Source organism: Kamptonema formosum PCC 6407 (genome assembly GCF_000332155.1).
GTDB lineage: Bacteria > Cyanobacteriota > Cyanobacteriia > Cyanobacteriales > Microcoleaceae > Kamptonema > Kamptonema formosum.
Genome location: NZ_KB235903.1, coordinates 668,307 through 686,201, shown reverse-complemented (window position 1 = coordinate 686,201; position 17,895 = coordinate 668,307). Strand labels below are relative to the sequence as shown.

19 protein-coding genes are annotated in these 17,895 nt (G+C 45.6%); 9 read left to right on the top strand and 10 right to left on the bottom strand.

Translation table 11 applies throughout. The annotated features are described in order from the left end of the window. The first annotated feature begins 145 nt into the window (after positions 1-145). The gene (locus OSCIL6407_RS0108105; RefSeq protein WP_007356513.1) at positions 146-427 is read left to right on the top strand and encodes a YiaA/YiaB family inner membrane protein; all 282 of its coding nucleotides are present in this window, start codon (positions 146-148) and stop codon (positions 425-427) included. A 206-nt stretch (positions 428-633) separates the two neighbouring features. On the opposite strand, the gene OSCIL6407_RS0108100 is transcribed toward OSCIL6407_RS0108105, so the two are convergent. Further along, a complete protein-coding gene (locus tag OSCIL6407_RS0108100; RefSeq protein ID WP_007356514.1) occupies positions 634-1,107 on the bottom strand; it encodes a TspO/MBR family protein in 474 nt (157 codons plus the stop codon). A gap of 456 nt (positions 1,108-1,563) precedes the next feature. On the opposite strand from OSCIL6407_RS0108100, the gene OSCIL6407_RS0108095 reads away from it, so the two are divergent. Continuing rightward, on the top strand, positions 1,564-2,205 hold the full coding sequence (locus tag OSCIL6407_RS0108095) for a hypothetical protein (RefSeq protein ID WP_007356515.1): 642 nt from the start codon (positions 1,564-1,566) through the stop codon (positions 2,203-2,205). 324 nt (positions 2,206-2,529) lie between these two features. Here OSCIL6407_RS0108095 and OSCIL6407_RS0108090 read toward each other — a convergent pair whose 3' ends face one another. After that, complete coding sequence (locus OSCIL6407_RS0108090; RefSeq protein ID WP_007356516.1) at positions 2,530-3,105, bottom strand: hypothetical protein; 576 nt, start codon at positions 3,103-3,105, stop codon at positions 2,530-2,532. 550 nt (positions 3,106-3,655) lie between these two features. Between OSCIL6407_RS0108090 and OSCIL6407_RS0108085 the strand changes: the two genes are divergently transcribed. After that, complete coding sequence (locus tag OSCIL6407_RS0108085) at positions 3,656-3,970, top strand: FmdB family zinc ribbon protein (RefSeq protein WP_007356517.1); 315 nt, start codon at positions 3,656-3,658, stop codon at positions 3,968-3,970. A 327-nt stretch (positions 3,971-4,297) separates the two neighbouring features. On the opposite strand, the gene OSCIL6407_RS0108080 is transcribed toward OSCIL6407_RS0108085, so the two are convergent. The 3 genes from OSCIL6407_RS0108080 to OSCIL6407_RS0108070 all read right to left on the bottom strand — a co-directional run bounded on the left by OSCIL6407_RS0108080 (position 4,298) and on the right by OSCIL6407_RS0108070 (position 5,576). Further along, a complete protein-coding gene (locus OSCIL6407_RS0108080; protein ID WP_007356518.1) occupies positions 4,298-4,759 on the bottom strand; it encodes a ferredoxin in 462 nt (153 codons plus the stop codon). Between the two features lie 182 nt (positions 4,760-4,941). Further along, positions 4,942-5,328, bottom strand: a complete 387-nt coding sequence (locus OSCIL6407_RS0108075) for a DUF1257 domain-containing protein (protein WP_007356519.1) — start codon at positions 5,326-5,328, stop codon at positions 4,942-4,944. 38 nt (positions 5,329-5,366) lie between these two features. Beyond that, positions 5,367-5,576, bottom strand: a complete 210-nt coding sequence (locus OSCIL6407_RS0108070; RefSeq protein WP_007356520.1) for a DUF2997 domain-containing protein — start codon at positions 5,574-5,576, stop codon at positions 5,367-5,369. A gap of 247 nt (positions 5,577-5,823) precedes the next feature. Here OSCIL6407_RS0108070 and OSCIL6407_RS35280 point away from each other — a divergent pair, with 247 nt between their 5' ends. Next, positions 5,824-5,970: a hypothetical protein gene (locus OSCIL6407_RS35280; protein ID WP_155523385.1), complete on the top strand. Its 147-nt coding sequence runs from the start codon at positions 5,824-5,826 to the stop codon at positions 5,968-5,970. 94 nt (positions 5,971-6,064) lie between these two features. Here the strand turns inward: OSCIL6407_RS35280 and OSCIL6407_RS0108065 are convergent, their stop codons facing one another. The 5 genes from OSCIL6407_RS0108065 to OSCIL6407_RS0108045 all read right to left on the bottom strand — a co-directional run bounded on the left by OSCIL6407_RS0108065 (position 6,065) and on the right by OSCIL6407_RS0108045 (position 11,853). Then, positions 6,065-6,475: a GFA family protein gene (locus tag OSCIL6407_RS0108065; RefSeq protein WP_007356522.1), complete on the bottom strand. Its 411-nt coding sequence runs from the start codon at positions 6,473-6,475 to the stop codon at positions 6,065-6,067. A 140-nt stretch (positions 6,476-6,615) separates the two neighbouring features. Further along, entirely contained in the window at positions 6,616-7,212 is a 597-nt protein-coding gene (locus tag OSCIL6407_RS0108060) for a hypothetical protein (RefSeq protein WP_007356523.1), read from the bottom strand. A 70-nt stretch (positions 7,213-7,282) separates the two neighbouring features. Further along, entirely contained in the window at positions 7,283-8,410 is a 1,128-nt protein-coding gene (locus OSCIL6407_RS0108055; RefSeq protein WP_007356524.1) for a type II secretion system F family protein, read from the bottom strand. Between the two features lie 96 nt (positions 8,411-8,506). Next, the gene (locus tag OSCIL6407_RS0108050; RefSeq protein WP_007356525.1) at positions 8,507-9,604 is read right to left on the bottom strand and encodes a type IV pilus twitching motility protein PilT; all 1,098 of its coding nucleotides are present in this window, start codon (positions 9,602-9,604) and stop codon (positions 8,507-8,509) included. A 242-nt stretch (positions 9,605-9,846) separates the two neighbouring features. Further along, positions 9,847-11,853, bottom strand: a complete 2,007-nt coding sequence (locus OSCIL6407_RS0108045; RefSeq protein ID WP_019487097.1) for a GspE/PulE family protein — start codon at positions 11,851-11,853, stop codon at positions 9,847-9,849. Positions 11,854-12,386: 533 nt separating this feature from the next. Between OSCIL6407_RS0108045 and grpE the strand changes: the two genes are divergently transcribed. The 5 genes from grpE to rsgA form a co-directional block, all read left to right on the top strand. Continuing rightward, positions 12,387-13,160 carry a nucleotide exchange factor GrpE gene (gene grpE / locus OSCIL6407_RS0108040; RefSeq protein WP_019487096.1) on the top strand — a complete coding sequence of 258 codons (774 nt, stop codon included), beginning with the start codon at positions 12,387-12,389 and terminating at the stop codon, positions 13,158-13,160. A 410-nt stretch (positions 13,161-13,570) separates the two neighbouring features. Further along, a complete protein-coding gene (gene dnaK / locus OSCIL6407_RS0108035; RefSeq protein ID WP_019487095.1) occupies positions 13,571-15,565 on the top strand; it encodes a molecular chaperone DnaK in 1,995 nt (664 codons plus the stop codon). Between the two features lie 176 nt (positions 15,566-15,741). After that, on the top strand, positions 15,742-16,869 hold the full coding sequence (dnaJ, locus tag OSCIL6407_RS0108030; protein WP_007356387.1) for a molecular chaperone DnaJ: 1,128 nt from the start codon (positions 15,742-15,744) through the stop codon (positions 16,867-16,869). After that, positions 16,866-17,141 (top strand): sulfurtransferase TusA family protein, encoded by a 276-nt coding sequence (locus OSCIL6407_RS0108025; protein WP_007356386.1) that lies wholly within the window; start codon positions 16,866-16,868, stop codon positions 17,139-17,141. The genes dnaJ and OSCIL6407_RS0108025 overlap by 4 nt, the downstream gene beginning before the upstream one ends. Before the next feature lie 75 nt (positions 17,142-17,216). Then, the coding region (gene rsgA, locus OSCIL6407_RS33380) for a GTPase RsgA (RefSeq protein ID WP_148288875.1) at positions 17,217-17,895 on the top strand (679 nt) is incomplete at its 3' end.

Sequence of the window (17,895 nt, the reverse complement as noted above, 5' to 3'; positions counted from 1 at the left end):
CTATCCTCAGCGTTTTTCCCCCGAAACTAAAAGTCCAATTGCATTGTTCAGTTTTACAAAGTGTCCTTGTCACCTACCGCCTTTAATTAACTATGTCTATTGTGTAACTTAATTAACTAATCGGCAAATCACAACCAGAGGGAATATGCCACAACCAATTGCACAGCAAAAAGATACAGCAGCTTGGGTGATTCAGTGTTGGGCTTCTTTTATTCTTGCCCTTTCCGCGACTACTTTTGGCATTATTTATTTGCCAGTCGATAACTGGGTAAAAGGGTTTATGGGGATGGGATTAACTTTCTCTGTCGGCTCCTCTTTTACGCTGGCAAAAACCATTAGAGATAACCACGAAGCTACAAGATTAACTGCTCGTATTGATGAAGCCAGAGTTGAGAAAATCCTCGCCGATCACCATCCTCTTAAATAATATCGACTCGGATAATTCCTGTAACAAGAATAAGATTTATGCACTAAAATGTAAGAGGGCGGTCGCCGTGAATAAGCTCATAACTTATCATCAATATTTGTTGGCGATCGCTCACCTTACAAGTTCTAGCTGAAAATAGTATACAATTAGCAATTACCAGTTACCAGTTACCAATTAACAGTTAACAGTTAACTGTTAACAATTACTCAAGCATCTGCCGGATTAAGATTCATCATTTCCCAAGTAGTATAAGTACCAATGGGACTCCAAACTATATAAGGAAGTAGCAGCAAGGCCGCAGAAGTCGAAATTGGCCAGATAGTCAGAGCTACTATAATACTTAAAATCGCACCCGTTCCCCCAATAATAGTACCAACTTTGAGGCTGCGAACAATGCACATCACAGGCGTGTAAGCTATTGTTACTAATTCTAAAAGTAGGTACAATCCCATTCGCAGCCAAGTTGCTGAAGTTCCCGGTTCTTTTTCCCAGACGATAACTGCTGACCAAGCAGCACAAATAAAAATTACCGTCCAAATAACTGGAATTGCTTTTTCAAACACTAACCATTTGGGTCGTTGCAAGCGGTTGAACCACTTGATGTCGCGAGGTCTAATTAAACTACTAGCTAAGGCTACTAAAAAGGCAACGCCTCCAATTACCATCCACGATTTAATCATTTTTCTACCCTTTTGCAAATCATACCGATCGATTTTAGAGAGGGACTCTAAGTAATTATAGAGCGATTGTGGCACATAAAGAAGAGTCTGACATCAGTCTGTAGTTAGAATTGTGACTGAAGATGGTGTTCGAGAATAAAGTTTTTGGGATGAGATGAATTTACAAGCAAAGATAGCGAAGTTAGAGCTATAAAACAACCTACAGCAGACCAAGGTCAAAGATTATTCTGTCTATAGTAATAAGGGTTAAGCTTAGTCGATGGGTTTTTCTATAAAAATAGAGGTAGATTGATTTATATAAATTGGTGGATTTAATGTTTTGTTACAGAAGCTTTAATAGATAAATCAACCAGAAATATTTAGTGGATAGTTTGCAAATAGATTTTTGTTGAACTTAACCAGATACAACAGCAGAATATTTGCTCAAACTATCAGATAGTAACAGGAGAAAAAAAGATGCCGGTCAAATTAGTAAATCGCATCAATTCGTTTAGGATTCTTACCAGTTTGGTAGGAATTGTGGGTATGGGTTCGCTAGTCGGTGTGCCAGCATTTTCCCAAACCAATGAATCACCCACCGACGCTAATACTCTGCCAAGGGGTACGGTGGATGCCCCCGCCCCCTCGAATCCAAATTCTACTAACAACTACCCAGTCAACCAAAGCACTCCTGCTACAACCAATCAGGACGGCACGATGATGACACCGGAGTGTATAAATCCGAATCAGAATGGTACCCCTGCTACTACTAATCTGAACAACAGAAATACTGAGCCTGATTTAAATAACCAGACTGCTAGGGATGTTGCACCTACTACACCTCTTCAGGACTGCGGTACTAGGATGACACCTAGTACCACTAATCAGGATGGCACGGTCGTGCCCGATGGCACTAATCAGGATGGTACAATGATGAGGCGCGATGGCACTAATCAGGATGGTACGAGTATGCCTGATAGCAATAACCAAGAAGGCCCTAGTGTCGGGCCTGGTTTTAATAACTCAGATGACAATGTAGCCCCACCGGGTGCTACTAATGCCCCAGATCCTAATCTTGAACCTCGTCTAGATAACTCAGGAGAGGGTCGTTCTCGGTAGTAGTTTGTAGGACTTAGGCAGGGAGTCCCAGAAACCGGGTTTTTGAGAGAATCTATGGGTAACAACCAAGTATTTTCTTCAAAAAACCCGGTTTCTTTGGTTGGGTGCGTAAGTCCTGTTTAAAACAGGTCATAGCGCTCGAATTTATGAATAAAAAGTTACCTTTAGGAGAGTCATAAGGCCGCTCTTAGAGGTAACTTTTTAGGGTTGCAAAAAATAAACAAATTGCAAAAATTATGTCGGAGTCAAGCTAATGCAGATTTTTTTGGCTTTTAATGATGACTTCGGGCGTATCAGCTTCGCCTTTGCAATTGTGTCTAATTATTAGCCGAGTCGATGGTGGTGTTCAAGTTCGATACTAGATTCCTCATTGTGTTTAGGTACCAGTAGTGTATTGCCGTTAGGTTGCATCACTGCTTTAATGATTTGGACAAACCGATTAGGTCTAGCCTGACCGTTGAGTTTTCGTCGGTCTTGTACCTTTTTAGCGAGATGTCGCATCACCGATAAATCTAGCTCGTCTACGAAATGATCGGCAATTCTTTCACCCATCAAATCTATTGCTTCTGAGTATTGTTCCGTCAGCATTTCGATAGCATCATAAGCTTCATCAGCGACCTGATTAGCAATAGTTTTATTTGATTCAGCAGCAGGTTGGGAATGGTTGCGGCGGCGGTCTAAAAGATTTTGGTAGTCAGCTATGCTCATTCCCAAATTGTAAATATGGTGGTGAACGTGATCGATTAAATCTACTTCGCTAGGATAGTAAAAACCTCGACTGCTATTGATGCCGTGCAGCTTGGCCCAACGCCGTAGGATTGCTTCATCTTCTAACTGGTATCGCTCTAACATTTGAGCTATATTTAGTTCTACTTCTGGCGTAACTTTGAAATCACTCATGGAGAAATCCTCGGTAGTAATAGATAAATCAAACTGAAAGTTAGACAGTGCGATCGCTTGAGTATCGCTAGCAAACTATGGTAAATCTTTTAGGAGCTTGAGAGTAATTTTTACTGCCATTAGTTTACTGGTAATAGAGCCATACTTACTTTAAAGCACAGGGGATTCAAGAGGAAATATCGCAAAAGGCAGAAGGCTGCTATGCTGGAGGCAGAGGAAAGATGCAATCAAAACAGTAGCTTCAGCAATTAAGAGCCTTCTAATCACTTTGGCAGTTGCTATATTTCTCTGAGCAGGTTCGATCGTTTAGGAAGAGCTAGCCTGCTAGGGTTAATTATATGATATCGCTATCCCTATCCCTATCGCTTTCAAAATTTAATTGCGATTCCGATTGTGATTAAGATTACAATCGAGATTTATGGGTAAATTGGGAGCAAACAAATCCCTAGTTTAAAATTTTTCTCTTGCAATTCGGGGTATAGTTGAGCTAAAATAGCAGAAATGTAGTCTAAAGCCAGTAATCTGAGTCATTGCGATCGAGATTATTTCCATGCCTATCTACGATTATTTTTGTCCCACCAATAACGAACGGGTCGAAGTTTGGCACAGTATGAACCAGCAAGTGACTACTTGGGGGGAACTGTGCAAGTTAGCTAAATGCGATCCCGGAGATACTCCAGAAGACGCTACTGTGCGCCGTTTGCTGAGTGCGCCAAGACTGATAATGCCGACATCAAATACTGATTACAAGAGCGCTGGGTTTAGCAAGTATGTGAAGCGCGATGAGGGTGTTTATGAGGATGTTACGGCTGTTGATGCAAAAAGTCGCCTTATTAATCGCGAGGGAAAGCCGATTCAAGGCTGAAAATTTGAAAGGAAAAAGGAAGAAGGATTTAGTTATCTAGGAGATTAGTTATCTAGGAGATAATGATTTAGTTATCTAGGAGATAGGGAGGAAAGAAAACATACGCAGCCAGCTTTTTAGTCCTCTGTTTTTTACGTTTAATGAGGTGGATTTACTTATAAATTTTGTAAGTATATGCCGCAAACATGGAGGGATATTTCATGATTTTAACTTGGGAAAAATTCAAGTAGCTTGTAGGGTGAGGGTGCTGGATTACCTATATTTAGCGATCGAAGTATAGTTTGTAGCAGCGCCCACCCTTTGATTTTGTGAGAAATAGTGATAACTTCAATCGGCGCGTTTGCGATCGCGCCTCGCTTTTTGGCGTTGGCGGATTTGAGCCTGAACCGTAGCACGATCGACGGGAAACCCGATCAGGGGGATGATCTGATCTTTGCGCTCGTTTTCCAATTTCTTAAGTTCAGTGTAATCAACCCAGTGGATGCAATCAACTGGACAAGTGTCGATCGCTTCCTGAATTAAGTCCTCAGAGTCCCCATCCTGTCGTACCACGCGCGATCGCCCATAGTCCGGCTCAATGTAGAATGTATTACGAGCAACGTGGGCGCAATGTTTGCAGCCGATACAGGTAATTTCATCAACATAAACCCCCTTCTGTCGCAGCATACCGCCCAATTCGGGTTCTAAACCCGAACGCTGCGGCGCATCCCGCAAAAATCCGCCCAACTCCGGCTCTAAACCAGAGCGATCGCTCATACTTTCTATTGGTATTGGAGAAAGTTCTGACATTTATACCTCTTCCAATAAATAATAAGTCCGCCTGCGCGGACTTTAATTCGACCTCTGACAAAAGCCTCGAAAAACTAGATCGTAGTAAGGACTTAAGTCTTTTCTTGCCAAACCTACAAGTAAGGGCTAAAGTCCTGACTACGAACTTCTGGTAATTTTGAAAGGTTTCCACCTGTAAATTTTTAAGCGCACCAACGCTGCACTACCAAGCGGATTGAACCATCTTGATTTTGCTTTTGTTCCGCAACTTGAAAACCTTGCTTCGCACTCTCATTCACAACAGTATGATAAGCGTAGCGCACAGTCACCTTATTGAGAAAGCGATCTACAGACCAAGCTTGCTGCCAAAATTGCAAATCAGCAACCAATTCGTACTCAGTACCGTTCCAGCTAAATCCAACGTCATAACCGTTTTCTTGTTCGATCGCTATTTCAGCAGTGTTAGTGAGGCCGCGATAGCCGCGTACTTGGGAAGGGCCTGCTTTCCAGTTGATACCGAGATCGGTCAAAGCAGCTTGTAAGGAGGTCAGATTGCGGATTTGGGTTTTGATTTGGCTAAAGTGTGACATGGTGATATTCAAGTAATTAAAGAAGTTAACAAAACAATTTACCAATCGCTCAAAGCTACTTTCGCTGTAGCTTCCGCTGACTGATGCAGTTGAGCTGCGAAATATTCAGAGGTTGACTCCTGATGGAGGACTAAGCCAAGCTGGGCTTCGATCGCAGCAGTTACCTCAGCGCAAGATGCACCGACGATGCCAGTGACTTTTTCCTGCACGCGACCATCTGGATAAATCACAAATTCTAGTGTTTCCATAAATCCTGGCTAGTTGCTAGGTCGTTGTGGGAGTAGACACCGGCACCAGTAAGCTAGCGGCGATGCCTGCTGAAGTCGCTTCAAGAAGATTGGCTGACTCGCAAACCTTTAGATTAATTGTGACTAATTGAGAGGTTGCGAGTCATAACTTAACAAAAGTTATTAATATCGGGAAGCAGTACGTCAGTTGTCTGTTAAGTTTCGCGTAGTTCGTGACGTTAGTCAAGTCATACATAAGTCGTGATTTTTGGCAAGATATTTTTGGGAGCGATCGCTGAGGATAGTTGGTCTAGATGGTCTGGGATGGCGATTCGGGGGTGAGGTGCGATCGCGATCGTTCCATCAGCCTATTTTGCTTAAAATAAACACAAATTATAAAACTCTCAAAATGTAGCATTCTGTTGTCTTACACAAACTCACAAGCTCTTGTTCGCAAAATTGTCTGACTACAGATTTGCGGGAATCTAAATCCATCTGAGAAACTGACTTCACGACAGCGGAGGAAACTCTGGATAGCGAGGCAAATTATCTGCAAACTGCACCCATGACAAACATTTTGAATCCCAGTAATGCAGCATTGGCTTAATCCGATCGGGGTCATCCAAACTACCAATAGTAATATCAATCAAACCTGGTAAAAAATCCGCAGTAAAGCTAATTTGTGTCCCACACTCAGAACAAAAACCACGTTTCCCCTCCACCGATGAATTGTAAGTCTTCGGCTGTGCCTTAATGAATTTAACCTGTGACTGCTCAAACATAGCCCAAGCCACAAATGGAGCAGCATGAGCACGCCGACACATAGAACAGTGACAAATAGCAGCCATTATCGGCTCACCTATGACTTCATATCGAATGGCCCCGCATTGACAACCACCATTTAATTTCTGAATAGTCATTACCACCTCCGATCAAGGCTAACGTTTAAATTTACTTACCACAAACTATTAATAATATTAATAATATATTATAAATAATTAAGAATTAGAGGGCATAGTTATCCCTAAAATCAGCGCTAGCCACAACCATTTACCACCAACTAATCGCTAGTTATCGGCGGACTATCAGCCGAAAAAGACTCAGATTCCTCATCCTCAATAGCCGCCTCAAAACTTTCGATCACAAACGGCAAACCCGCACCTTTCAACCCCCGCTGAATCCGTTCCGGCGTATCTTCAAACAACACAAATAGCGGATGAATCTCCTCAGCTTCCTCACTGTAAATATGCCTATAACTGTGGGACATCACCCACTCATAACCCTTATCCAACCAAACTTGAGCCTGCCGCCAGCGACCCAGCAATTCTGAATAATCCTCCTGATAGCGGTGGATAAAAATCAAAATTTCTACCCCTGTTTTCACCTTCCACTCAGGATCGCACATCAAAATCGCCACATCGCAAGGCAAGCAAATAGCCTGTCCAGGTGCTATGCTGACACCGCTAATCCCCGAATGCGAAACACCGTCGCGCAGGCGCACAACTGGCAGTGGAATAGTAATTACACTCTCGTGAGCTCGGCGCATACTCGGAATCATTTCCAGATAAAGGCGATAGCGTTTCAGCAGTGCGATCGCTGCCGAGGATTCACTGTACTCTGCCAGCAACGCTTCGTAATGTGATTGTTTAATAGGCATCTTCAAATATTAATTAGTAATTTGTAAACAGTTAACCATGAACAGTTAACTGTTTACAGTTAACCATTTTCTACATCTTCTGAAACACTGCGAACATTGGCAGATACATAGACAGCAAAATCGAAGCCACAATACCGCCAATTACAACAATCATCAGAGGTTCCATCATACTCGTGAGCGCTTTAACTGCCTCTTCCACTTCCGTTTCATAAAAAGCGCCAACTTTCATCAGCATCTTATCTAATTCTCCCGTCTCCTCACCAATAGCCATCATCTGAATTGCCAAGGCCGGGAAAACAGCCTGTTCTTGCAAAGCAATACTAATCATACCCCCACCCATAATCTGAGTCCTTGCATATTCGATCGCATTCGAGATCGCTTGATTTCCCGCCACATCTCTCACAATTTCCAAGGAATTTAGAATCGGAACCCCCGATCGCGTCAGCGTCCCAAAAATGATGCAAAACCTCGCCACCGCCGATTTTTCTAGCAGATCCCCAAGCACAGGCATTTTCAACATAATTTTATCGATTTGCAAGCGGCCTACTGGAGTCTTGTAATACATCTTATAAGCAAAAGAAAGACCGATAAGACTGCCAATTACCGTCATTTGCGGAATGGGTGGCCAAGTTGTACAGAAAGCACTGATGCTTAACATAAAAAGGGTAAATGCTGGCAAATCTGCACCAATGTCCTTGAAAATCTTAGCAAAAGTTGGTAGCAGAAAAATTGTCATCGCGAAAAAAATTATAATCGCTATGAATAATACTGTCTTCGGGTAAGACATCGCAGACTTAATTTCGCTCTGTGTCTTATGATTTTTCTCCATCAAAACTGCTAAGCGTTCCAGCACTTCATCGAGCACGCCACCTACCTCTCCTGCGCCCACCATACTTAGGAAAAGCTGATCGAAAACATCAGGAAATTTTCGCATCGCCGTCGAAAGTTCGCTCCCTTGTTCCACATCCGCACTAATACTTGTGAGCGCATTCTTCAACTTCGGATTAGAACACTGCTCATTTAACACTGCAAGGCATCTGACCATCGCCACACCTGCGTTGAACATTGCCGCAAATTGACGGGCAAAAATAGCCAAATCCTTAATCGTAACACTGGACATTGCCAGCTCGATTTTATGGCTAATTGCCTCAAAACTAAGACCAGCTTTAGGTTTCTCACGGAGAACATTGGTAGCCATTTCTTACCTCTGAAAATTTTAGATTTTAGATTTTAGATAGTAGATTTAGGATGGCGAATTTCAGCTTAAATTCCCATCCCAAATCCCCCAAGAAAATTAATGGTGTGCTCCAGCCTTAGCCCCTGCGGGTGCCGGCCCGATCAAGCGTTCGAGCTCGTCCGGTTTGCCACTTTTACCCATTCCTGCTTCCCAGCTAATCTTGCCCGCTTTAAAAAGTTCAGCTAAAGCCATTTCCATCGTCCTCATCCCCAATTTCGCTCCCATCTGGATTTGGGAGTAAATTTGAGCAGTTTTTCCTTCCCGGATCAAGTTAGCCATAGCGGGTGTATTCATCATTATTTCCATCGCGCAGCAACGACCGCCACCAATTTTTGGCACCAAGTTTTGAGAGGCGATTCCCACCAGGGAACCAGACATTTGTGCTCGAATTTGTGGCTGTTGAATCGGAGGGAAAACGTCCAGCATCCGGTCTACAGTTGCCGCAGCGGAGTTAGTGTGCAGCGTTCCAAATACTAAGTGACCCGTTTCTGCGGCCGAAATTGCCAAGCCAATAGTTTCCAAGTCCCGCATTTCTCCCACGAGAATACAGTCTGGATCTTCCCGTAAAGCTGCCCTTAGCGCATTCGCAAAGCTCTTAGTATCTTCACCCTTTTGCCGCTGGTGAAATAAGCTTTTAATATTAGGAAAAACGTATTCAATCGGGTCTTCAACTGTCAAAATATGTTCCGATCGCGTCCGATTCACCAAATCCAGCAATGCCGCCATAGTGGTAGTCTTACCAGAACCAGTTTGGCCAGTCACCAACACCAAACCCCTCGGTCTTTCCGTCATATCCCGCAATACTTGTGGTACTCCCAGTGCATCTGCATTAGGAATCTTGGAAGCCAAAGCCCGCAAACAAGCGGCCCAACAACCCCGCTCCCGGTAGACATTCACCCGGAAACGAGCTAAGCCCTTCACGCCGTAAGCACAGTCTAGCTCCCATTCCATCTCCAAGTGCTTGCGCTGCATATTGTTAAGCATCTGGAAGATCAGCGTTTGGACTTCCTCAGCAGCTAAAATTTCCCCAAATTGTGGCTGAGGGGTCAGTTTCCCGCTGACGCGGAAGAAGATCGGTGCGCCGGCTTGGATGTGAATGTCCGAACCGCCTTGCTCTACAAGGGACTCCAATACGTCCTCAATCATCAAACCCATAGATACGTCTCCCGAATCAGATTGATACTTACAAACCAATGTAACTCATATTCTTAGTTGGGCGGAGCTTGGCAAAGCTAATTGCTAATTGCTAACTGCTAATTGCTAACTGCTAATTGCTAATTGCTAATTGCTAATTGGGGAAAAAGTTTTCTCATCTCCCCATCTCCCCCATCTTCCACATCTCCCCCGCCCCTCTGCTCCCCTGCTCCCCTGCTCCCCCTACTTCCCTGCTCACCGGATTAATCTACAAAGCGTGGTGTCAAGCAGTAGGGACAATCTAACATTTCTGGCTTTAATTCAGCGTGGCACGTCTTACAAGTGAGCCCCTGTTTACGTTTAGCTTTCAATTCAGCCTCCAAACCAGTATCAGTAAACGTTACTCGTTCTACTTCTTCAAAAGTAGTCGCACCTTCACGCACTAACTGTAAACTGTAAGCCAGCAAAGTTTTCATCCCTTCTTCTACCGCTGCTTCCTTAATTTGTTCCGTCGGCGCACCTTGGGTAATTAGGGTTTGCAGTCGCTCTGTAACTTTCAGAAATTCATAGACACCAACGCGCCCTTTATAACCCCCACCGCCACATTTTTTGCACAATTCTCCCCTTTCTGCCAGCGCTTTCCTGTCATCTACAGGTACTATGTTGGCTTTGTAGAAAGTAATATCCACTTCTTGAGAAGTTGACAAGCCGTAGCGACCGAGTTCTTCAGGGGTGGGGGTGTAGGGAACGCGGCAATCGCTACAAACCCGACGCATTAAGCGCTGAGCTAACACGCCTAAAAGAGCGGCCGACACCATGAAGGGTTCTACGCCCATTTCGTCCAAACGCGCGATCGCACCCGCCGCATCATTCGTGTGTAAAGTTGTTAACACTAAGTGACCCGTCAATGCAGCTTCCAGGGCCGTCTTTGCCGTTTCTTTATCCCGCGTTTCCCCCACCAGCAACACATCTGGGTCTTGCCTTAAGAATGCCCGCAAAATGTTAGAAAAAGTCAAGTCTTTTTCTCGAATTACTTGACACTGAGTTAGACCGGGCAAAGCATATTCAATTGGATCTTCTGCCGTACTAATATTAATTCCCGGATCGTTCTTTTCTGCCAGAATGGAATATAGCGAAGTTGACTTACCAGAACCAGTCGGGCCCGTCACCAAAATCAATCCAAAAGGCCGACTCGCAGTTTCTCTAACTAAAGCCAAAGTTTCTTGGTCAGAGATTAACAAACCTAAACCTAATTGAGTGCTGGAACTATCCAAAATCCGCAGCACAATTTTCTCACCATAGCGAGAAGGCAAACTATTAACCCGGAAGTCCACCGTCCGCCCTTCAAACCTACGCCTGATCCGACCATCTTGAGCTTGCCTACGTTCGGCAATATCCATATTAGAAAGAATTTTGAAACGGGAAGTAATTGCGGGTACTACCTGTTTTGGAAAGCGAAAATATTCTTGCAGCACTCCATCTTTCCGCATCCGAATTCGCAGATGTTCTTCTTGGGGTTCTACGTGGATGTCAGAAACTTTTTCTGACAAAGCTTTAGCTAAAATGACGTTTACAGCTTTAATTACGGGAGCTGCTTCAGCATCATCTATGGACACAGCAATGTCTTCTACATCGCCACTGATTTCTTCGAGTTCGACCTCAAAGTTGTCACCTCCGAACTGTAGCTTTTCTTCCTTCTCTTTAGCCGCCTTTACAGCCGCTTTCTTCGCATCATCCTCGCGGTAGGCAGAAACGATCTCATCGAAGTCATCTTTAGTAATTACCCGCCGCACAAAGCTCAACCCGTGAGGCTGCAAAATCCGGCGTAAATCTTCTTGAGAGTTAAGGTTGTCAGGATCGGCCATGGCCACTACAATTGATGGCGGCTCAGTTTCCGTCTTCTGTACAGGCAAAAACCGCCCTTGAGTGCAAGTGTCGATCGATATTTTTAACAAATCGAGGATGCCACCAAGTTGCTCAGTAGAAATCGGAGTGAGTTCGGGGTCAAATGCTTCAACGCCATACACCAGCTTGAGTTCAAACATCTGCTGCTTCTTGTAATGGCGCAGCAATTCTGGGGGTAGAGGTTGGCCGGTGATCGCTTCGAGTACCTCTGTCAAGCGCTTTCCTGACTTGCGGCATTCAATTTGGGCTTGCTTGAGCTGGTCAGTATTGACATAACCAGCCTGAATCATTTTGTTGAGAGCCGGAGAGAAATTGCTCTGGACAACTAGGGAGGTGGAGGGTCGCCGCTCGAATGTGTTAGTCATAAGTTAATTCCGTAGATCTCCTTAATTTTTCCTACAGCTAACGTCAGCGATCGCGACCCTGAAGCCCCAATCCGCTGCAATTTTAGAGAAACCTGCCAAATTCATAAGTTTTTGAACAAAACTCAGGTCTGGAGGCTGAGCCTGCGGAGAGCCGGAATAGCTTTCCTTGATTTAATTAAAATATTAGCAGCCCCATTCAAGTCTAGGTTAACGCAATTCCCGTCTTGAGTTTTTACAATCCAGGCTTAACCAGATTTCGGTAAAATTTGTATTCTTGGGAGTTGCCCGCGTTGTAGAGGCGATTGGCTTCCGTTTTGCAGAATCTCTATAATACTCTGTACAAACCTGTTACGCGATGTTTGATATATATTTTAATTAATGTTGTGTACTCCGGCTAACTGCCAGGGCAAAATGCAGGCTTTCGCACCGCAGAGTTAATTTTTACTCGATTCCATTTTTTATTGGCAATTAACAAGGGAGGGCGCGGCTCTTCCCACTGCTAGAATTGTGTGGGTTGTGTCGCACAGAAATTTATGATTGACGAGGAAAACCAGCAATACCACGATCCCAACTCAGCAGCAACTGCTCCAGAAGGGGTGCAAGCGGTAGACGAAACACCGCCAGCAGACGGAAATTTGAACGAACCGCTCGACTGGGAGCTTCAAATTGCTCAAGCATATCAGAGTTCAGAGGCTTCACAACCGGCAGGAAACGCACCATCCACGTCAGGGGGCAATTTTGCCGATCCCGGGCTAGCTGAAGCCCTGGAGTTTTTAAAGGCGGAATTGGCAAGCGCAACTAAGGAAAATGAGTCATTAAAAGCTCAGGTACAAGCAAGTTCCGCTCAGGTAGACGATCTGAAAAATCAAAATTTGCGGCTGGCAGCAGATTTTGAGAACTTCCGCAGGCGCACTGCTAAGGAAAAAGAAGAGTTGGATTTGCAAGTGAAGTGTGCCACAATCATGGAATTGTTGCCAGTAATTGACAATTTCGAGCGGGCTAGATCCCATATTAAGCCGCAAACTGACGGCGAGATGGGCATACACAAAAGCTACCAAAGCGTTTATAAGCAAATGGTAGACTGCCTTAAACGGGTGGGAGTCTCCCCGATGCGTCCCGAAGGTCAGCCTTTCGACCCCAACCTCCACGAAGCGGTAATGCGAGAACCTACCGACCAGTATGAGGAGGGGACTGTGGCAGAAGAATTGGTGCGGGGCTATATGCTCGGAGAGCGCGTCCTGCGCCATGCAATGGTAAAAGTGGCAGCAGCTCCCGAACCCGCCTCTGAAGAAGTTGAGCCACAGTAAACATTTTGCTAACCAAGGCTGAAGTATGCTAGCATTCTCTTTTTTCCCAAAGACTCTTTTGAGTTTGGGTGCTAGGCATCTAAGTGGTGTTCCTCGGACTTTCCTGTGGACATTATTTGGTAAGTCTTGGTGGCAAAGGTAATAGAACTTACGCAGGTCGTCCCAGAAACCGGGTTTTTGAGAGCATCTGTGGGTTCGGGCGAAGTATTTTCGTCAAAAAACCCGGTTTATGAGGTTGGGTGTGTAAGTCCTGGGTAACTCAACTTATGCGTTTGCGAGCATAGGTTAACAAAAAAGTATCGGAAAATAACTCCGACCCAAGTTAAAAATTAAAAATGTAAAGTTAAAAATTAAAAATATCTTTTCCTTTAATTTTTAATTTTACGTTTTTAATTCTCTCAAGGAGCGCTATGGGAAAAGTAATTGGCATTGACCTGGGTACGACCAACAGTTGCGTAGCGGTTTTAGAGGGGGGGCAACCCGTCGTGATCTCAAACTCAGAGGGCGGACGCACAACTCCGAGCATTGTAGGATTTGGCAAAGGTGGCGATCGCTTAGTTGGGCAACTCGCCAAACGCCAAGCTGTCACCAATGCCGCCAATACCGTCTACAGCATTAAACGATTCATCGGCCGTCGCTGGGAAGACACCGAAGAAGAACGCTCCCGCGTTCCCTACACCTGCATCAACGGCAAAGACAATACCGTTGATGTCCAAATTCGCGGCAAAAATTACACGCCCCAGGAAATTTCGGCAATGGTACTGCTGAAACTCAAGCAAGATGCCGAAACTTACTTGGGAGAAACAGTCACTCAAGCCGTAATTACAGTCCCAGCCTACTTCACAGACGCTCAGCGGCAAGCAACAAAAGATGCCGGCACGATCGCGGGCTTAGAAGTCTTGCGGATCGTCAACGAACCCACAGCCGCCGCCCTTTCCTACGGGTTGGACAAGCAAGACCAAGATCAAAAAATCTTGGTCTTTGACTTGGGAGGCGGCACCTTTGACGTTTCCATTCTCCAACTAGGAGACGGGATTTTTGAAGTCAATGCCACCGCTGGCAATAACCATCTGGGCGGCGACGACTTCGACAACTGCCTAGTACAGTGGATGGTAGAAACCTTCCGTACTAGAGAAGGCACTGACCTCTCAAAAGACAAAATGGCCTTGCAGCGTCTCCGCGAAGCCGCTGAAAAAGCCAAAATTGAACTTTCTGGCAGAGATACTACAGCCATCAACTTGCCCTTCATTACTGCTGACGAGAAGGGGCCCAAGCACTTAGAGATGGAACTATCTCGCAATCAATTTGAAAAATTGGTGGCTCATCTGGTACAGAGTACGATCGATCCGGTGACTCAAGCTCTCAAAGACGCAAACTTGACACCGAAAGATATTGACAAAATTATTTTAGTTGGGGGGTCAACCCGCACGCCAGCAGTCCAAGAAGCAATTAGCAAATACTTTGGGGGTGTCACACCCGATCGCTCCGTTAATCCCGACGAAGCAGTAGCACTAGGAGCCGCAATTCAAGCAGGTGTCTTAGGTGGAGAAGTCAAAGACTTACTACTGCTGGATATCACGCCTCTCTCCCTTGGCTTGGAAACATTAGGCGGCGTATTTACCAAAGTAATCGAGCGCAATACTACCATCCCTACCAGCCGATCTCAGATGTATTCAACGGCTGCGGACGGGCAAACTTCAGTAGAAATTCACGTTCTCCAAGGCGAACGCGCCCTGATTAAAGATAATAAAAGTCTGGGTAAATTCCTGCTCAAGGGAATACCCCCCGCCCCTCGCGGCGTACCTCAAATCGAGGTTGCCTTTGAAATAGATGCCAACGGCATCCTCAAAGTCTCAGCTCAAGACAAAGGCACCGGCAGAGAACAAAGCATTCAAATTACCAACACCGGCGGTTTGAGCGAAACAGAAGTCGAACGGATGCGCCAAGAGGCAGAACTATTTGCCGAAGAAGACATCAGGCGCAAAGAACTCGTCGAACTCAAAAATCAAGCCGATACGCTGTTCTATAATTATGAAGCAAGCTTAAAAGCTAATTCAAAATTCATTGGCGACGAGCTTAAGGCCGAAGCCCGCACAGCAGCCTCAGCTCTGCGCGAAGCGATCGCCAATCCTGACATCCCCTACGAGGAAATGAAGCAACAGATAGAATCCTTCCAGCAAGTGCTTTATTCCCTGGGTTCTGCTGTTTACGAGCAAGTCGGCAGTGAGTCTAACAAGTCGGTCGCTGAGGATGAAAGTCCACAGATGCTAGACTCAGACGACGCTGCTATTGCTGCTGAAAGTTTCTCCTCCCAAGAAGCGATCGCAGTAGCTCCAAGTAAACAGCCAGCAGATCCCGAAGTTGATGAAATGAATCCTTTTGCGATTGATTCCACAACTTCCTAGTATGGAGAGATGGGGAGGATGGGGAAGGTAGGGAAGATGGGGAGGATGGGGAAGGTAGGGAAGGTAAGAAAGATTTAACTTCCCCATCTCCCCTCTCTCCCCCATCTCCCCTCTCTTAAAAACTCCCTCATGTTTTTTGCACAGTTTACTATTACTTACTCCAGGCAAGTAGCTATATGGCCGGCGACTACTATGAAATACTCGGTGTTTCTCGCGATGCAGATAAAGAAGAAATTAAGCGTGCCTACCGCCGCCTAGCTCGCAAGTATCACCCCGATGTCAACAACGAAGCAGGCGCAGAAGAGCGCTTCAAAGAGATCAACCGCGCCTACGAGGTTCTCTCAGAGCCAGAAACGCGGGAGCGCTACAATCGCTTTGGCGAAGCAGGCGTTTCCGGTGCTGGAGCAGGCGGCTTTAGTCAAGACTTCGGCGATAGCTTCGCTGATATTTTTGAGAGCTTCTTCAGCGGTTTTGCAGGCGGTGCTGCCACTCAACAAGGTCGTCGGCGTACAGGGCCCGTGCGTGGGGACGACTTACGGCTTGACTTGAAGCTAGAGTTTCAAGAAGCAGTGTTTGGTGGAGATAAAGAACTTCGGATTAAACATTTAGAAACCTGCGAAACTTGCAGCGGTACAGGGGCAAAACCAGGAACCAGACCTCAAACCTGTCAAACTTGCAGCGGTACGGGTCAAGTTCGCCGTGCTACCCGCACTCCCTTCGGTAGCTTTACTCAAGTTTCAGTGTGCCCCACTTGCAACGGTAGCGGGCAGGTAATTGAGGACAAGTGCGAAGTCTGCGGTGGCAGAGGTCAAAAGGAAGTTACAAAAAAACTGAAAATTACTGTTCCCCCAGGAGTTGACAACGGGACTCGCTTGCGGGTATCCAATGAAGGGGATGCTGGGAAAATGGGCGGCCCTCCAGGGGATTTGTACGTATTTTTGTCGGTGGATGAAGACCCAGTATTTAAGCGAGAGGGGATCAACATCCATTCGGAAGTTAAAATTAGTTATCTGCAAGCAATTTTGGGCTGTCGCTTGGAGGTAGATACCGTAGATGGGCCGACGGAGTTGTTGATTCCGACGGGAACTCAGCCGAATACAGTTTTGACTTTAGAGAAAAAAGGCGTTCCTCGGTTGGGAAACCCAGTTAGTCGCGGAGATCATTTGATTACAGTAGCGATTGATATTCCTACCCGTGTCACAACGGAGGAGCGGGATCTGTTGTTGCAATTGGCTAAACTGAAAGGCGATCGCACGGGAAAAGGCGGGATTGAAGGGTTTTTAGGGAATTTATTTCAAAAATGAGCGAAAGTGTAACTTCAAAGCCCAGAATCCAGATGGATCTACGGGGGACTCCCTGCCCAATTAATTTTGTGCGGACTAAACTCCGTTTGGAACAAATGTCCCCTGGGGAAGTTTTGGAAGTTTGGCTAGATCCCGGCGAACCGATTGAGCAAGTACCTGACAGTCTGACAATGGAAGGCTACCAGATTCTAGATACACAGTTTGTTGCTGCTCAGGAGCGAGACTATTTTGCTCTAAAGGTGCAGCGTCCTCTTGTGAAGGATGAAGGATGAAATTAGCAGTTAGAAGGATGAAATCACGATCGGTTTTAAACAGAGGGAAGAAGGAAGAGATCGCAAGGAAGAAGGATGAGTGTTAATTCGTCCTTACTTGTGGGTACTGTATTGGCTGTTCAAGCCAATTTTTACCAAGTACGGTTAGATCCGGGACTGGTAAACCCTGACAAGATAGGTGAAGTCTCAGGTTCTAGTGGTGAAGATTCAGGTGCAGAATCGAACCTAATGCCTAATGTCTCTCCCCTTCTACTCCTTTGTACCCGCAGATCGCGACTAAAAAAAATTGGTCAGCAGGTGATGGTGGGCGATCGCGTGGTAGTTGAAGAACCAGACTGGGCTGGGGGAAGAGGCGCGATCGCAGAAGTATTTCCTCGCCGAACCGAACTCAATCGCCCTCCTATTGCCAATGCCGATCAAATTCTCTTAGTTTTTGCCTTGGTAGAACCAGATTTAGAACCCATAGCATTAAGTCGGTTTTTAGTCAAGGCCGAATCTACAGGCTTAGCGGTTTCTTTGTCTTTGAATAAATGTGATTTAGTAACGCCACAACAGCAGGAACAATGGCGCGATCGCCTCTCCAATTGGGGCTACGAACCCGTATTTATCAGCGTCCACACAGGTGTAGGATTGGCACTGGAAGATGGGGAAGATGGGGAGGATGGGGAAGATGGGGAGGATAGGGAGGATAGGGAAGATGGGGAGGATAGGGAGGATAGGGAGGATAGGGAAGATTTAACTTCCTCCTCTCCCC

Excerpts from the sequence above, each read along its gene's own strand:
- OSCIL6407_RS0108105 (WP_007356513.1), top strand. The coding sequence starts at position 146 with ATGCCACAACCAATTGCACAGCAAAAAGATACAGCAGCTTGGGTGATT.
- OSCIL6407_RS0108045 (WP_019487097.1), bottom strand. The coding sequence starts at position 11,853 with ATGACTAACACATTCGAGCGGCGACCCTCCACCTCCCTAGTTGTCCAG.
- OSCIL6407_RS0108100 (WP_007356514.1), bottom strand. The coding sequence starts at position 1,107 with ATGATTAAATCGTGGATGGTAATTGGAGGCGTTGCCTTTTTAGTAGCC.
- OSCIL6407_RS0108080 (WP_007356518.1), bottom strand. The coding sequence starts at position 4,759 with ATGTCAGAACTTTCTCCAATACCAATAGAAAGTATGAGCGATCGCTCT.
- OSCIL6407_RS0108065 (WP_007356522.1), bottom strand. The coding sequence starts at position 6,475 with ATGACTATTCAGAAATTAAATGGTGGTTGTCAATGCGGGGCCATTCGA.
- OSCIL6407_RS0108070 (WP_007356520.1), bottom strand. The coding sequence starts at position 5,576 with ATGGAAACACTAGAATTTGTGATTTATCCAGATGGTCGCGTGCAGGAA.
- OSCIL6407_RS0108025 (WP_007356386.1), top strand. The coding sequence starts at position 16,866 with ATGAGCGAAAGTGTAACTTCAAAGCCCAGAATCCAGATGGATCTACGG.
- OSCIL6407_RS0108075 (WP_007356519.1), bottom strand. The coding sequence starts at position 5,328 with ATGTCACACTTTAGCCAAATCAAAACCCAAATCCGCAATCTGACCTCC.
- grpE (WP_019487096.1), top strand. The coding sequence starts at position 12,387 with ATGATTGACGAGGAAAACCAGCAATACCACGATCCCAACTCAGCAGCA.
- OSCIL6407_RS0108060 (WP_007356523.1), bottom strand. The coding sequence starts at position 7,212 with ATGCCTATTAAACAATCACATTACGAAGCGTTGCTGGCAGAGTACAGT.
- dnaK (WP_019487095.1), top strand. The coding sequence starts at position 13,571 with ATGGGAAAAGTAATTGGCATTGACCTGGGTACGACCAACAGTTGCGTA.
- OSCIL6407_RS0108055 (WP_007356524.1), bottom strand. The coding sequence starts at position 8,410 with ATGGCTACCAATGTTCTCCGTGAGAAACCTAAAGCTGGTCTTAGTTTT.
- OSCIL6407_RS0108085 (WP_007356517.1), top strand. The coding sequence starts at position 3,656 with ATGCCTATCTACGATTATTTTTGTCCCACCAATAACGAACGGGTCGAA.
- OSCIL6407_RS0108090 (WP_007356516.1), bottom strand. The coding sequence starts at position 3,105 with ATGAGTGATTTCAAAGTTACGCCAGAAGTAGAACTAAATATAGCTCAA.
- OSCIL6407_RS0108095 (WP_007356515.1), top strand. The coding sequence starts at position 1,564 with ATGCCGGTCAAATTAGTAAATCGCATCAATTCGTTTAGGATTCTTACC.
- OSCIL6407_RS0108050 (WP_007356525.1), bottom strand. The coding sequence starts at position 9,604 with ATGGGTTTGATGATTGAGGACGTATTGGAGTCCCTTGTAGAGCAAGGC.
- dnaJ (WP_007356387.1), top strand. The coding sequence starts at position 15,742 with ATGGCCGGCGACTACTATGAAATACTCGGTGTTTCTCGCGATGCAGAT.